The sequence below is a fragment of the Moritella sp. PE36 genome, assembly GCF_000170855.1.
Classification (GTDB): Bacteria; Pseudomonadota; Gammaproteobacteria; order Enterobacterales; family Moritellaceae; genus Moritella.
The window spans coordinates 12,565-28,511 of the sequence record NZ_ABCQ01000012.1 but is presented as its reverse complement, the minus strand read 5'-3'; the positions used below and the strand labels follow the sequence as shown (position 1 = coordinate 28,511).

Sequence of the window (15,947 nt, the reverse complement as noted above, 5' to 3'; positions counted from 1 at the left end):
TAGCTAATATCCCTCGACAGCGAAGTTACAATAAACACTCTAATTTATCTATAGCTCAATGATTTATTAGATTAATTTCATACTTAACAATGAGAATAGATTGAATAATCTGATACAAAAATCACTGAATTCAAACACTATCCGCTAATACTGATAAATAATTTACGATTTATCAGTATTACGAGGACAAGCAACATAATAGTCTGTTTTAGTATGAGATAAGTCTTATTATTTAGAATGGCTTACTCATGCTTTTAGTTATTTCTACTATTATTTTATCTATAAATTACAACTGTTAGATGGATCTTTATAAAACATGATTGTAAAACACCTGCGTTTACCTTGCCTATTTATCGCGCTTAGTGCCTCTCCGGCCACCGCATATATCAGCCAATCTTTTAGTTATGATTTTTATAACCAATTAACATTGGAATATGGTGATGATGCAACTGCAAGAGCTAAACGCTGGCAGTCACTTCTCGAATCATCAAAATTAAGCTCGGATTGGGATAAAGTGAATAAAATAAATAATTTTTTTAATCGTGAAATTATTTACAAAACCGATAGCGAACTCTGGAAAAAACCCGACTATTGGGCTTCACCAGCCGAAACAATTGGCCAAGGCATGGGAGATTGTGAAGATTTTGTGATTGCTAAATTCTTTAGCTTGATCGCGTTAGGCATCCCTGAAGAAAAATTACGCTTAATGTACGTTCGCCATCTCAAGGTTAATCAGCCGCACATGGTATTGTTATATACCGAAAATAAAACAGCAAAAACGGTGGTATTAGACAATTTTAATCCGCAGATATTACCGACCAGTTTACGTCGAGATTTAAAACCAATTTACAGCTTTAATGGCCAAGGTTTATGGACAGCAAAGGCCAAAGGTCGAGGGAAGAAAGTAACCAATAGTCGCGGCGTATCAGCATGGCGAGATCTTGTGACCAAAATTGAAAAAAATAATATTTAGCATTAACTCAGCCTTTATTTAAAATAATATCTGCTACCCTGCTAAGCATCACGCCTCAATAGAAAGTGTATTTAATGAAACAAAGGAACTGTTTTATCAATAAATCTAAGCTCAGTTTGAGTACCCAACTCTATACCCTTATTTTAACTATCGTAACCATTAGTTTTATCGGTTCGCAAATCATCAATGTCAAAACCACCCGCGATTATCTCAACCAACAATTACAATCACACGCACAAGATACGGCCACCAGCTTAGGTTTATCTATTTCTCCTTATATGGATAAAGACAATATTGTCATTGCAGAAACCATGATCTCGGCAATTTTTGATTCCGGTTATTACCAATCGATCATTTTGACTGACTTAGCCGATAGCGTCATATTTTCTGCTTACAATGATGATTATGTTGAAGGGGTGCCCAGCCACTTTATGAATACCAATACCTTAGCTGCCCCTATTGTATTCTCTGAAATTAATGACGGTTGGGATATCGTGGCAAAGTTAAGCGTGCAAGCGAATACCGGCGTATCCTATGCAAATCTATGGCAGCAAACTCGTGATCATTTTTTCTTATCATTGATCATTTCATTTATATCATTATTACTTGCCCATTATATTATTAGAGCTGTACTAGCCCCATTAGCCAAGTTAGAGCAGCAAGCCAATTTAGTATGTCAAAAACAATTCCCACTGATTAATAATACTGCTTTTACACGTGAAATCAGCTCTGTTACTACCGCCATGAATAACATGGTGACTAATATCCAAGCTAATTTTGATGAGCTAAATCAACATGCAGAAACACTCCGTCGTCAAATTTATATCGATCCACTCACTGAGTTAGGGAATCGAAAAGCATTCGACAAACACTTTAGTCATTTACAGCACACCATGAGCCATGATGAACAATATATTATCGGCATGGTATTGTTGCCCTCATTGAATACCATTAATGCTCAATCTGGTTATCATGCTGGTGACGACTATATAAAACGCGCGGTGGCCGTCATTCAAGCCATATTTAAGTCCATAATGATCACTCAGTTATTTCGTTCACACGGGGGTAGCTTGCTGTTTACGATTAAGAGTAGTGATGTGGGCAGTATTGATATATGCCATCAACTCAATACACAGTTCGTTATGTTAAATTCGTTAGCATACAGCGACGGCTTTGCAAATGTGATTGCGACATCATTTACTCAAACCGAAAAGGTATCAAACTTGTTAGCCAAGCTTGATACCTTGCATACACAAGAATTATCGTCCAATAAACAAGGTATTATTTATACTGACGGGACAAACTCACCAGATTTTGGTTTTCAACAATGGAGCCATATCATCGACACCTTAGTGGCCAATAATGAGGTTGAATTGGTGTGCCAACCAACGGTAATGTGTGATGCTAATACCCCCTTATACCATGAGATATTTAGCCAATTCTTATTTGAAAAAATACATCTACCTAACAGCCAGTTATTTGCGATGGCAGAACGTTTAAATAAATCTGAAGCGTTAGACAAAATTGTGTTACTAAAATTAGCGCAGCTTAACCTTAATGACCGTTTTGATGTAATAGGTATTAACTTAACCAATCAGTCCCTGCACTGCTTAGCGTTTAGGCATTGGTTAACCAATTTCTATGCGATAAATCGCGAGAAATTACCTCACTTAGTCTTTGAAGTGAATGAAGATGCCGTACTGTCGTCTATCGAATCAAGTAGCGCTTTCATTACCGTTGTTAACTCACTCGGCATTAAAGTCTGCATTGATCATTTCGGTTCTAGCTTTACCTCATTCAAATATTTAAAAGGGCTAAATATTCAATACTTAAAAATTGATGGCTCTTATATTCGCCACCTTGATGTAGAACCAGAGAACAACGCTTTTATTCAGGCTATTACTCAAATTGCTCACAGTGTCGGTATTAAAGTGTTAGCTGCACATATTGAAAGCGAAAGTATTTTTAACCTAATTAAAGAACTAAATTGCGATGCCGCCCAAGGTATCTACATTCATAAGCAATTCGAATTAGCTAAATCCAGCCATGCAATGACTTACGCAACCATTGAAGAGTCGATGCAACCATAATTTCGTTAATGACAACCATGTATATCGGTTTATCCGGCTAATGTAGCGATTAACAACCAAGATGATATAAGTGTCGGTATATTATTAATATTCAATGACTTAACTATAAACCACTAAGCTAAACAGCTTTAAAAACCAATGATTTTCATGGTAGCATATTACTGATTAGGTACGTAGGCAGTTGTTAAATACTTACCTGTTAACTATATCTATAGATAAGGAATTTATTTAATGAAAAAACTAACTTTAGCTAGTTTACTTCTTACATCATTGAGTGCCCCTATACTCGCGACAGCGGCAGACGTTGCAACGACAGAAAATACGGACGCAGTGACTAGCACCGAACTCGCACAAGCAGAACCAATTGCTAAAGACAATACCAACCCTGTTATTAGCAACGAACTCGCACAAGCAGAACCAATTGCTAAAGACAATACCAACCCTGTTATTAGCAACGAACTCGCACAAGCAGAACCAATTTCTAAAGACAATACCAACCCTGTTATTAGCAACGAACTCGCACAAGCAGAACCAATTGCTAAAGACAATACCAACCCTGTTATTAGCAACGAACTCGCACAAGTTGAGCCAATTGCTAAAGACAATACCGACCCTGTTATTAGCAACGAAATCGCACAAGCAGAGCCAATTGCTAAAGACAATACCGACCCTGTTCTTAGCAACGAACTCACACAAGCTGAGCCACTTACTAAAGACAATACCGCCCCTGTTATTAGCAACGAACTTGCACAAGCAGAATCAATGGTGCAAGAAAATTTGCCCGCATTATCAAATACAGAAAACACCATCACATTAGCCAGTTTACCGACTGAAGTTGACAGTGTGACTGCTGAATTATCACCAGCTGAGTTAATTATTCAAGCCATTGCTAATGATCCAGCTAATGCCCAAGAAATTATTGCACAAGCATTTGCATTGATGAGCAGTGTCGAAGAAATGGAAATACTATTATCCAATATACTTGCAAGCAGCGGTGACGATCCACTTTTAGTTCAATCAGTTGCGGCAGCGATGGTTGAGGCTGGCGTTGACTCAGATACGGTTGTTGCATTAGCCGTCGCCCAGGGTATCGATGCGACGTTAGTATCAGAAGCCACAGCAGCAGGTCCTGAATCTGCGGTTGGATTAACAGTTTCGGAAGTAGCAGCCGCGAGAGCCGCCGACGTAGCGGCAGCGATTGCTGCTGGCGTCTCACCACGTAAAACACCAAATAATCCAGGTAATGGTGGCAATGGTGGTATCTCGAAGAACGTTTAAACATCGTAATTGATGAAAAAAATACGTATTTTCAAAGGCCCTTTTAGGGTCTTTTTTTTATTAGGTGCTATATCTTGCAAAATTTTATTTTTTATAACATTTGCGCTGTCATTTTTTATGCGCCGATCCCGCTAGGCGCGAATCGTATTTGGGCAAGTTCAAGTATCGAATTTTGGATTTTTGCTATTTTTATTTTTCATCTAATGACGGTAGTAAAACGCGATAAACCGCTCCTTCCGCCTCGCTATTCGCTGCCGGTATTAATCCCTCTAACTGTGACTTGTGTATGGTTGCTATTACAAGTCTTAGCCGGACTGTCTTTAGACCCAACCGCGACACAGTTGATGTTATTAAAGACCTTAGCCTTAACGTTACTCGCGTGGTTAATTTGCTGTTATGTGACCGACAAAAAAACAGTCTACCAATTTGCATTAGCCTTGTTCTTAGCCGGTGTATATCAAGGTATTTACGCTAGCTGGTTAAACTTGAGTGTGGGCAGCCCCAGTCCGGTATTTGGTATTCCTTATGGTAATAGAGCGAATGGTACGTTTGTATATCAAAACCAACTGGCCAACTATTTAGCGCTAACGTTATCAATTGGCATTGGTATTTTGATCAGCCAATTATCCTACGATCATAACCGCTCTCGCCTGCGAGATAGAATTAGAGCCTTAGCCAACATATTATTAAGCGCTAAGATGGTGATCCGCTTGGGCTTGATCATTATGTTTATCGGTTTAATTTTAACGCGTTCACGGATGGGCAACTCAGCATTCTTTATGGCGTTAGCCGCGGTGAGCTTGCTTGCATTGTTTATCTATAACAATCCGCCGAAAAACCTCAAGCTATTAATCATTAGCTTCTTTGTGTTAGATTTAATTTTAATTGGCTCTATTTTTGGCGTTGAAAAAATAAAACAACGTTTAGTGGAAACATCGCTAGCATCCGAAACGCGCGATGAAGTCGTACGAGATGCATTGCCTATGATCCAAGACCAGCCAATATTTGGCAGCGGTGGTGGTAGTTTCTATTCAAGCTTTCCGCGTTATCATCCAGAGGTGTATTCGGGCTTTTACGATCATGCACACAATGATTATATTCAGTTCGCAGTAGAGTTAGGCTTACCGATAACGCTGATGTTAGGTGGTATGATGCTGTACTGCTTATTACTATCAGTACGCACCATGAAAACAAGGCGAACCCCTTTATTTCAAGGTATTGCGTTTGGGTCCTGTATTGCGATATTACATATGCTGTTACATTCAACGGTTGATTTTTCGTTGCAATCACCGGCTATTGCGGTGATGTTTGTGAGTATTTTATCATTGAGTTTGGTTGTGGGCAGGCTTAATACGCGTTCTTATTCACAAAACCTTTAAATATGGTTAAGAAGATAATTTTAATATCGAAAAATACAGTCCAGTGACGGATATATTGTAAATCAAACTCAATACGTTTTTCCATTTTCTCTAAGGTATCGGTTTCTCCACGCCAACCACTTATTTGTGCCCATCCGGTGATCCCAGGTTTTACCTGATGACGCAACATATAATATTGCACCTGCCCTCGGTATTCTTCATTATGGGCAACAGCATGAGGCCTAGGACCAACGACAGACATATCCCCAGCCAATACATTAAAAAATTGCGGCAGTTCATCTAAAGAAGTTCGGCGTAAGAATCCACCGAAGGGGGTGATCCGCACATCATTTTTTGTTGCTTGTATCACTTTGTCACTATCTTCCATTACCGTCATAGAACGGAACTTCCATACCAGAATTTCTTCGCCACGTAAGCCATAACGACGTTGTTTGAATAATACCGGACCTTTTGAGGTGAGCTTAATGCCTACGGCAATGGCGAGTAGAATAGGTGCGATCAACAATATGATCAGTAGACTAACAATGATATCTTCCAAGCGCTTGATCCAATTCTTTGCGCCCAAATAGGGTGATTCAAACACACTAAGCGTATCGACATGGCCGATATGATCAATACGAGCATGCATTAAACCAGACATCACCAGATCAGGTACAATATGAACATCCACGGTGGTATCACCCAATTTTGATATAATATCTAATAGTCGCTGCTCTGCAATACTCGGTAACGCGATAAAGAGTACGTCGACCTTACCATCACGGGCTTCATCAACCGCTTGGTCAATATCACCCATAATAGTTAAATTATTATACGTTCTCGATTCATCACGATCATCATAAAAACCAACAAAATCATAGCCGAGTTCATTGTGCTTAGCGACTTCATTAAAGAGTTTCTCGCCGCGTTCTGTTGCGCCGATAATAGCCATCTTTTGTAAATTAAAACCTAATTTACGACGTGTTACTTTCAATTTATGATTAAGGTAACGCCACGAAAACATCAGTACAAATACCTGAGCAAACCAAATGGCGATAGTAACTCTCGAAAAATCACTGGTTTGCTTAACTAAAAATAATGACAGAATTAAAGAAAGAAAAGCGACAATAAGCGCGGCCCATGATGTTAATACCATTTGTTGAAATTGATTTACCCGCCAGGTTCTATAAATTTCAAAGAACTCAGCCGTATATAAATACACAACCAAGGTAATTAACATCGCGATAAGATAATTATCATGTGACGTGATGCCATAAATAGCCAGTGCCAACCAAAATGATCCCACGATGGTAGCTATATCTAATAAGCGATATAAAAAAGAATATGTATTACTACTAATTTTAAATGTTCTCGATGCTTTCATTATTTAATGTCCGTATTAAATTATTGAAACCAGGTTCCTACTTGTGTTAGTACTATACAAAAAACCAGTGCTATCAATGCATTAAATGCAGATTCATACTTCAATATTGAATAATAACATCCAAATAACGTGCTGCGTCGACGGGTTAATGTTACGCAAAGTTATTACTTAGGTATTTAGGTCTTAATTGAAGGTTAACGCTGAAAGCATATAAAAGGAAAAATAACGCGATGTCTAATGTAAATCATGATGCTGCATATATAACGCCATACTTTTCCCGTTACAAATAACGAGCAAAGTATGGCGTCATATTGAAAGTCACACGAGTGAGTAATTAAAAGTTGTTACCAATAAACAGATAACCCGAAGCATGGCCACCTTCGGCATAACCGTAAGACAACATCACCGGACCGATACCGGTATCTAAGGCAATAAATACGCTACCGGCAGAAATGGTTGAAGCAAAGCTGACGTCATCTTTATTATTCCACACATTACCCTGTTCAATTGACGCGCCCACATACAGCGGGAATGAAAATGCGCCAAGATTATTATCCAATAAGCGATGACGATAGATTAATGCCACCAGACCTTTATAATTACCGGTGATCTCGTTAATACCATAGCCCGATAGATTTTGGAAACCACCGAGCCCGACTTGAAAGGTTGGGGAAATAGGCGGACCATCATAACTCGCCATCGATGCTTTAAACTCAACGGTCGAGCGATTGAAAGACACTGCATTACGCCAATCCAAACTAAAAAATACATTATTTTCGTTACTATTTAAATAATCGCCGGTATCAATGTAAACATCAGAATCAAGCTTAAACCCTTTTGTTGGAAAAGAGATGTTATCGAATGAATCTAAACGCATTTGTACATACCAACCCATACTATCAAAATCACTGTTAATATTCGCACCAATAATTTCAGCGCTGCCCGCTTGATAATAACTGCCTATCGCAATCTGCGCCCAAGAAAATGGGATAACGCCTAGCTCCGCATAAACACCAACTTGCTCGGTTTTAACCGGGAAATATTCAAATACCGAACCAAGCGGCTCTAGTGCCGGATCATTAACGGAACTTACATATAATTTACTTTCATAGTCTTCTAAACGTACACCAGCTTTAAAGAAAAAGTATTGGTTATAATCAATCGGTGAGTAAAATTCGGTACTAATGTTTGAATCTGAGCCATACACAAACTCGGTACGCCATTCCGCGCCCAGTCGATTTAAATCAGTCAGTATGTATTGCAAGCCTATTTGTTGGCGGTCATCACTGGTGGTTGACTCTTGAATGTTAAATTTAAAATCGACATAACCAGGACCCCAGCTTTTTTCAACCACATTAATATGCAAGTCATGCACACCATTTTTTTCAGTGATACTGTAATCGACTTTTTGAAATAGATTTAACGCATAAAGCGCATCAACTTGCTGCTCTAACTCAGCGACGGTGATCTTATCGCCGCGTTTTAAACTTAGCTTATTTTCGATCACTCTCGGGCTTAGACGGGTATCGGTATTAATATTAATGTTATGAATTTCGATGATGTCTATTTGCGCTAGCTGCTGCTTTTTACGTTGTTTTTGTTGTAGATATATCGCATAGTCAGCGTCTGATAGTGACAATACGGTGAGTTTAGCGCTGGCATAACCAGCGGCTTTTTCACCTCGGTCGACAGCATCCAGCATTAATTCAAAATCTGCAGTGCCAATACCGTCGATCTCTGGACTCAGTAAAATATCTTGCTCAGTGAGTTTTGCGATTTGTTGATTGGCACTGGTGCGTGTCATGGAACTCGAGAGTTGATCAAAAATTAAAAATGCACTGGTGATCTCCTCTTGGCGATAAAGCTGAGAGCCAATATCAACCGCAATAATGATATCCGCCCCCATCTCCTGCAATATGCCAATAGGTAAGTTATTCACCATGCCGCCATCAACAAGATGCTGACCATCAATAATAACCGGGGTTAACGCGCCGGGAATCGACATACTAGCCTGCATGACTTTGGATAGATCACCATGGTCTAATACCACTTCACGCATAGTTTCTACATTAGTGGCAATGGCACGATAAGGGATCGGTAACAAGTCAAAGTGGCTAACGTAGGGCAAGCTATTGGTTGAGAGTCGTAATAACTTAGCCATGCCCTGACCTTGAACAAAACCAGATGGATATTCCACACTGGTGCCGTCAAAACCAATATTGGTTTGAATTTGAAATGAATCCTGGCGTTGCTTCTCTCTGACTGAAAGTGACTCACGTGGCACATCATCATTGTAACCTTGGCTCCAATCATACTCGGCTAAGATGATTTCAATCTCGGCAGACGAACGCCCCATGGCATACATGCCACCGATAAATGAGCCCATGCTGGTGCCGGATACGTAATCTACCGGAATATTATGTTTTTCTAAATATTTGATGACACCTAAATGCGCCGCACCCTTGGCCCCACCACCACTTAACGCAAGACCAATTTTAGGTCGTTGCGGTTCATTATGATTGTCATTATCTGACGTTAACTCTACAGCAATAGCAGTATGTAAATGCAGGCTGATGAAGGCGAGTAATAACCCATTGGCTATTTTGAATGAAGCACCAAAAATCCGTTTAATCTGTAACATAGCTTAACGAAAACCCTAAAAATTAATCCATCCCATCCAATGGGAACAACACGTTATAACTATATTAGCAGCACCTGTTTTAAAATGCCTAATACCAATTGCATTAAATAAGTGAGCCGCTATTTATTGTGATTGGTATAATAACAGGCATAAAAAAAGCGACCCTCAGGTCGCTTTCTGCTATTACAATAAAAAGTTAACGATTAACGCGTTAAATTATTTTTTCTTCTTCATCGCTTTAGCATTAGGAAGGTCAGTAATAGTACCTTCATAAATTTCTGCAGCCATACCAACTGATTCGTGTAACGTTGGGTGCGCATGAATTGTTAATGCGATATCTTCTGCATCACAACCCATTTCAATTGCTAGACAAACTTCACCTAGTAATTCACCCGCGTTAGTACCAACCATAGCACCACCGATAATACGGTTAGTGTCTTTGTTGAATAATAACTTAGTCATACCGTTAGATGCGTCAGAAGCGATCGCACGACCTGATGCAGCCCAAGGGAATACAGCAGCTTCGTAGTTTACGCCTTGCTCTTTCGCTTCTTTTTCAGTTAGACCAGCCCACGCCATTTCTGGCTCAGTGTAAGCAATTGAAGGAATAACTTTAGGATCGAAGAAGTGTTTCTTGCCAGCAATGTTTTCTGCAGCAACGTGACCTTCATGCACACCTTTATGCGCCAACATAGGTTGACCAACGATATCGCCGATTGCATAGATGTGTGGCACGTTTGTGCTCATGGTCTTATCAGTTTCGATGAAACCACGTTCAGTTACAGTAATACCTGCTTTCTCAGCATTTAAGCCAAGACCGTTTGGTACACGACCAACAGCAACAAGAACAGCATCATAACGTACTGGTTCAGCAGGTGCTTTTTTGCCTTCAAACGTAACATATAGGCCGTCTTCTTTAGCGTCAACAGCAGTTACTTTTGTGCTTAGCATTACGTTAAATTTGTTTTTAACTGCTTTAGCGTAAACTTTAACGATGTCTTTATCAGCTGCAGGTACTAATTGATCTGCAAACTCAACAACGTCAATATCAGAACCTAGTGCAGAGTACACAGTACCCATTTCTAGACCAATAATACCACCACCAAGAACAAGCAATTTACCAGGAACTTCTTTCAGTGCTAGTGCATCAGTTGAATCCCAAACGCGTGGATCTTCATGCGGGATGAATGGCAGTTTAACTGGGCGTGAACCCGCTGCAATGATTGCATTATCAAAGGTCACAGTTGTAACGTTACCGTCACGGTCTGTTGCTTCGATAGTGTTAGCGCCGGTAAATTGTGCTAAACCTTCAACCACTTTAACTTTACGTAGCTTAGCCATACCGCCAAGACCACCAGTTAATTGACCAACAACTTTTTCTTTCCATGAACGGATTTTAGTGATGTCAGTTTTTGGTTCGCCGAACACGATACCGTGCTCAGCTAATGATTTAGCTTCTTCAATTACTTTAGCTACGTGTAGTAACGCTTTTGAAGGGATACAACCAACGTTAAGACAAACACCACCTAGGGTGTTGTAACGTTCGATGATTACAGTTTCTAAACCTAGATCTGCCGCACGGAATGCAGCAGAATAACCTGCAGGACCAGCACCTAGTACTACTACCTGAGCTTTAACTTCATTACTCATTATGACCTCGTTGTCATTTAATTATCTGGAATGGCGGATTACCTCACTCAAAGGCACAATTTAAAGCTTCTGAGTAATGATGTTCAATTCCAGATAATTTTACATATATGTTAAATAAATGAGAAGCAAAAAGAGTTAAAACATTGCAAAAATGCGATAACTCTTCTTATTAAGGACTTAAACTTCTCTTTAATTAAATACTAAAACTATTACTCGATTAAAATTAACGATTAGTTAATTAAAATTACAGTACTAGTTTACGAAGATCTGAAAGATATCCGTTTAATGCTGTAACAAAACGAGCACCGTCAGCACCATCGATCACACGGTGATCATATGAAAGTGCCAGTGGTAACATAAGACGAGGAGCAAATTCTTTGCCATCCCACTTAGGTTTAATTTCAGAGCGTGATACGCCTAAAATTGCAACTTCAGGTGCATTAACGATAGGTGTAAATTGAGTACCACCGATACCGCCAAGGCTAGAAATTGTGAAACAACCGCCTTGCATATCAGAAGAAGTCAGTTTACCAGCACGTGCTTTCTTAGAGATCACAGCAAGATCTTGGCTAAGCTCGTAGATACCTTTCTGGTCAACGTTACGGATAACCGGAACAACTAGACCGTTTGGCGTATCAACAGCAACACCAACGTTGATGTATTTCTTCTGAATGATAGTTGCGCCATCTTCGCCGATTGAAGTATTGAACTTCGGATAATCAGCTAACGCTTTAGCTACAGCTTTAACGATGAAGATAAGTGGAGAGATCTTGAAGCCTTTATCTTGCTTAACAAGTTTGTTGTTCTCAACTTTACGGAACGCTTCTAGTTCAGTGATGTCTGCTTCGTCGAACTGAGTAACATGAGGGATTTTAACCCAGTTACGGTGCAGGTTCGGACCAGAGATCTTCTGGATACGAGTCATCTTAATTACTTCGATTTCACCAAATTTAGCGAAATCAACTTTCGGCCATGCTAGTACGTCCATACCAGAACCGTTGCCGCCAGTAGCGCCAGATTCTAAACGTTTAACTGCATTTTTAACGTAAGTTTGTACGTCTTCTTTTGCAATGCGACCTTTACGACCCGTTTTGCCAACTTTATCTAAGTTAACACCGAATTCGCGTGCTAGACGACGAACTACTGGTGAAGCATGGTGGTAAGCGTCGTTTTCAACGAAACCAGTAACTTCAGGTGCTTTTGCAGCTGGAGCTGGAGCAGCTTTCGGTGCTTCTGCGTTAGCTACAACAGGTGCAGCAGGTGCCGGAGCAGCCGCTTCAGCTACAGGAGCAACAGCAGGTGCCGCGCCAGCAACTTCAAAGGTCATGATGAAAGAACCAGTCTTAACCTTGTCACCAATATTTACTTTAATTTCTTTCACTACACCAGCAAACGGTGCAGGTACTTCCATTGAAGCTTTATCGCCTTCAACAGCCATTAATGTATCTTCTTCAGCAACAGTATCGCCAACTTTAACTGAAATCTCAGTTACTTCCACTTCATCGTCGCCGATGTCTGGAATGTTAACTTCTAATACTTGTACTGCCGCTGGAGCAGCAGGAGCCGCTTCAACTGCAACAGCAGTTGCGTCAGCTACAACAGGAGCTACAGGAGCTGCTGCGCTTGCTGCATCAGCAAAGATAAAGATTAATGAACCAGTTTTAACAGTGTCACCAATATTTACACGGATTTCTTGTACTACACCCGCTTGTGGTGCAGGAACTTCCATAGACGCTTTGTCACCCTCAACAGCAAGCAAAGTATCTTCTTCTGCAACGGTATCGCCGATTTGAACGGAGATCTCAGTTACTTCTACTTCATCATCACCAATGTCTGGAACGAAAATTTCAATACTCATTTTTTATACCTTATGCGTATAGAGGGTTTATTTTGTCAGCGTCGATGTTATATTTTGCAATTGCATCAACAACAACTTGATTTTCTAGATCGCCTTTCTTCACTAATTCAGATAATGCAGCAACAACTACGTATTGCGCGTTAACTTCGAAATGACGACGTAAGTTTGCACGGCTGTCTGAACGACCAAAACCGTCAGTACCAAGTACTTTGTATGAAGTCGGTACGTATGCACGCACTTGTTCTGCATAGTTTTTGATATAATCTGTCGCGGCAATCGCAGGCGCATCACTCATTAGTGTAGTGATGTACGCTACTTTTTGCTCTGCTTCAGGGTGTAGCATGTTGTAACGTTCAACGTCTTGACCATCACGTGTAATTTCATTGAATGAAGTTACCGAGAATACGTCAGAACCGATACCATAGTCTTCACTTAGGATACGAGCCGCTTCGCGAACTTGCATCATGATAGTACCTGAACTTAATAATTGTACTTTTGCTTTGTCGCCAGTATAAGTTTCTAACTTATACATACCTTTACGGATGCCAGCTTCAGCACCTTCAGGCATTGCATGGTGAGCATAGTTTTCATTCATCAAGGTGATGTAGTAGAAAACGTTCTCTTGTTCGCCATACATACGACGTAAACCGTCTTGTAATACCACAGCAACTTCATAAGCGAAAGTTGGGTCGTAAGACACACAGTTAGGAATTAGACCTGCTTGTACTAAACTGTGACCATCTTCGTGTTGTAGACCTTCACCGTTTAGCGTTGTACGACCGGCTGTAGCACCTAATAGGAAGCCACGTGCCATTTGATCGCCAGCCATCCATGCAGTGTCGCCAATACGTTGGAAACCAAACATTGAATAGTAGATGTACAGTGGGATCATAGGTACGTCATTGGTACTGTATGATGTAGCCGCTGCAACCCAAGAAGACATAGCACCTAGCTCATTAATACCTTCTTGCAGTACTTGACCATTGGTCGTTTCTTTATAGTAAGAAACGATTTCGCGGTCTTGAGGTGTGTATGCTTGACCTTTAGGGTTGTAAATACCAACCTGACGGAATAGACCTTCCATACCAAATGTACGCGCTTCATCGGCGATAATTGGTACGATGTTTTTGCCAATACCTTTATGCTTAAGCAGCACATTTAGGGCACGAACATAAGCCATCGTTGTCGAAATTTCACGTTTTTGCTCACCAAGTAACACGCCAAAATCTGCAACAGTCGGGATGTCTAATTTGCCCGTAAATTCAGGTTGACGTTGTGGTAAGTAACCGTTTAATTCTTTACGACGTGCATGTAAGTACTCGTGTTCAGGCGAACCTTCTTCAAGCGTAACGTACGGTAATGATAGTAGGTCTTCATCAGAAACAGGTACATCGAAACGATCACGGAATTGCTTAAGCGTATCCGATTTCATTTTCTTCACGCCATGCGCGATGTTTTTACCTTCAGCCGCTTCACCCATGCCATAACCTTTTACAGTCTTAGCTAGGATCACAGTTGGTAGACCTACTGTTGCTTTTGCTTTTGCATAAGCAGCGTATAGTTTACTGGTAGAATGACCACCACGTTTCAGTTCCCAAATTTGCTCATCAGTCATATCTTTAACTAATTCAGCAGTTTCAGGGTAACGACCAAAGAAGTGCTCACGTACATAAGCGCCGCCTTTAGCTTTCAACGTTTGGTAATCACCATCCACAGTTTCATTCATTAACTGTAGCAGTTTACCTGACGTGTCTTTAGCAAGAAGTTCATCCCACTCTTCGCCCCAGATAACTTTAAGTACATTCCAACCAGCACCTTTAAATAGGCTTTCTAGTTCTTGAATGATCTTACCGTTACCCATTACTGGGCCATCTAGACGTTGTAAGTTACAGTTAACAACAAATACTAAGTTGTCTAAACCTTCACGAGCAGCGAATGATAATGCGCCACGTGATTCAGGCTCATCCATCTCGCCATCACCTAGGAAAGCGTATACAGTTTGATCTTCAGTTTGTTTTAGACCACGACCAGCTAGGTATTTCAAGAAACGCGCTTGATAGATAGCAGAGAATGGACCAAGACCCATAGATACTGTAGGGAACTGCCAGTATTCAGGCATCAACTTAGGATGTGGGTATGACGGGATACCTTTACCATCAACTTCTTGACGGAAGTTGTTTAGTTGATCTTCAGTTAAACGACCTTCAACAAATGAACGCGCGTAAATACCAGGAGAAATATGACCTTGGTAATAAACTAAATCGCCACCGTCTTTTTCCGTTGGTGCACGGAAGAAGTGGTTGAAACATACATCGTAAAGTGCAGCAGAAGACTGGAAAGAAGCCATGTGGCCACCTAACTCTAAGTCTTTCTTTGATGCACGTAGTACGATCATTAAAGCATTCCAGCGGATAATCGAACGAATACGACGTTCTAGTTTCTCGTCACCTGGGTATGCAGGTTGGTCTTCAGTACGGATAGTATTAATATAATCCGTAGTGATGCCGCCTTTGCCTAGTTTAACGCCGTCTTGATGTGCTTTTGCAATTACTTTTTCTAATAGATACTGCGCACGTTCAAGACCTTCTTCACGAATTACTGATTCGATTGATTCTAGCCATTCGGTAGTTTCGATTGGGTCTACATCATGCTTTAAGATGTCGGACATATGAGATTCCTTACTAATTAGATCTCTACAATATTAAAGAAATATTC

9 protein-coding genes are annotated in these 15,947 nt (G+C 40.4%); 4 read left to right on the top strand and 5 right to left on the bottom strand.

Features of this window, described 5'->3' with window-relative positions; genetic code table 11:
• The first annotated feature begins 316 nt into the window (after nt 1-316).
• The 4 genes from PE36_RS09230 to PE36_RS09215 all read left to right on the top strand — a co-directional run bounded on the left by PE36_RS09230 (nt 317) and on the right by PE36_RS09215 (nt 5,720).
• On the top strand, nt 317-973 hold the full coding sequence (locus tag PE36_RS09230) for a transglutaminase-like cysteine peptidase (RefSeq protein WP_006031738.1): 657 nt from the start codon (nt 317-319) through the stop codon (nt 971-973).
• 74 nt (nt 974-1,047) lie between these two features.
• Nucleotides 1,048-3,063, top strand: coding sequence for an EAL domain-containing protein (locus tag PE36_RS09225; RefSeq protein WP_006031737.1), 2,016 nt, complete (start codon nt 1,048-1,050; stop codon nt 3,061-3,063).
• A gap of 231 nt (nt 3,064-3,294) precedes the next feature.
• Complete coding sequence (locus PE36_RS23735) at nt 3,295-4,341, top strand: hypothetical protein (protein WP_006031736.1); 1,047 nt, start codon at nt 3,295-3,297, stop codon at nt 4,339-4,341.
• A 74-nt stretch (nt 4,342-4,415) separates the two neighbouring features.
• Entirely contained in the window at nt 4,416-5,720 is a 1,305-nt protein-coding gene (locus tag PE36_RS09215) for an O-antigen ligase (protein WP_006031735.1), read from the top strand.
• On the opposite strand, the gene PE36_RS09210 is transcribed toward PE36_RS09215, so the two are convergent.
• The 5 genes from PE36_RS09210 to aceE all read right to left on the bottom strand — a co-directional run bounded on the left by PE36_RS09210 (nt 5,689) and on the right by aceE (nt 15,900).
• Entirely contained in the window at nt 5,689-7,083 is a 1,395-nt protein-coding gene (locus PE36_RS09210; RefSeq protein WP_006031734.1) for an undecaprenyl-phosphate glucose phosphotransferase, read from the bottom strand. The two genes, PE36_RS09215 and PE36_RS09210, sit on opposite strands and share 32 nt — an antisense overlap.
• A gap of 334 nt (nt 7,084-7,417) precedes the next feature.
• The gene (locus PE36_RS09205; protein WP_006031733.1) at nt 7,418-9,724 is read right to left on the bottom strand and encodes a patatin-like phospholipase family protein; all 2,307 of its coding nucleotides are present in this window, start codon (nt 9,722-9,724) and stop codon (nt 7,418-7,420) included.
• 216 nt (nt 9,725-9,940) lie between these two features.
• On the bottom strand, nt 9,941-11,374 hold the full coding sequence (gene lpdA, locus PE36_RS09200) for a dihydrolipoyl dehydrogenase (RefSeq protein ID WP_006031732.1): 1,434 nt from the start codon (nt 11,372-11,374) through the stop codon (nt 9,941-9,943).
• A 244-nt stretch (nt 11,375-11,618) separates the two neighbouring features.
• Nucleotides 11,619-13,232 (bottom strand): pyruvate dehydrogenase complex dihydrolipoyllysine-residue acetyltransferase, encoded by a 1,614-nt coding sequence (aceF, locus tag PE36_RS09195; protein ID WP_006031731.1) that lies wholly within the window; start codon nt 13,230-13,232, stop codon nt 11,619-11,621.
• A gap of 10 nt (nt 13,233-13,242) precedes the next feature.
• Complete coding sequence (gene aceE, locus PE36_RS09190; protein ID WP_006031730.1) at nt 13,243-15,900, bottom strand: pyruvate dehydrogenase (acetyl-transferring), homodimeric type; 2,658 nt, start codon at nt 15,898-15,900, stop codon at nt 13,243-13,245.
• Nucleotides 15,901-15,947: the final 47 nt, after the last annotated feature.

Coding starts and splice junctions, on each gene's coding strand:
- aceE (WP_006031730.1), bottom strand. CDS start 15,900: ATGTCCGACATCTTAAAGCATGATGTAGACCCAATCGAAACTACCGAA.
- PE36_RS09225 (WP_006031737.1), top strand. CDS start 1,048: ATGAAACAAAGGAACTGTTTTATCAATAAATCTAAGCTCAGTTTGAGT.
- lpdA (WP_006031732.1), bottom strand. CDS start 11,374: ATGAGTAATGAAGTTAAAGCTCAGGTAGTAGTACTAGGTGCTGGTCCT.
- PE36_RS09230 (WP_006031738.1), top strand. CDS start 317: ATGATTGTAAAACACCTGCGTTTACCTTGCCTATTTATCGCGCTTAGT.
- PE36_RS23735 (WP_006031736.1), top strand. CDS start 3,295: ATGAAAAAACTAACTTTAGCTAGTTTACTTCTTACATCATTGAGTGCC.
- aceF (WP_006031731.1), bottom strand. CDS start 13,232: ATGAGTATTGAAATTTTCGTTCCAGACATTGGTGATGATGAAGTAGAA.
- PE36_RS09210 (WP_006031734.1), bottom strand. CDS start 7,083: ATGAAAGCATCGAGAACATTTAAAATTAGTAGTAATACATATTCTTTT.
- PE36_RS09205 (WP_006031733.1), bottom strand. CDS start 9,724: ATGTTACAGATTAAACGGATTTTTGGTGCTTCATTCAAAATAGCCAAT.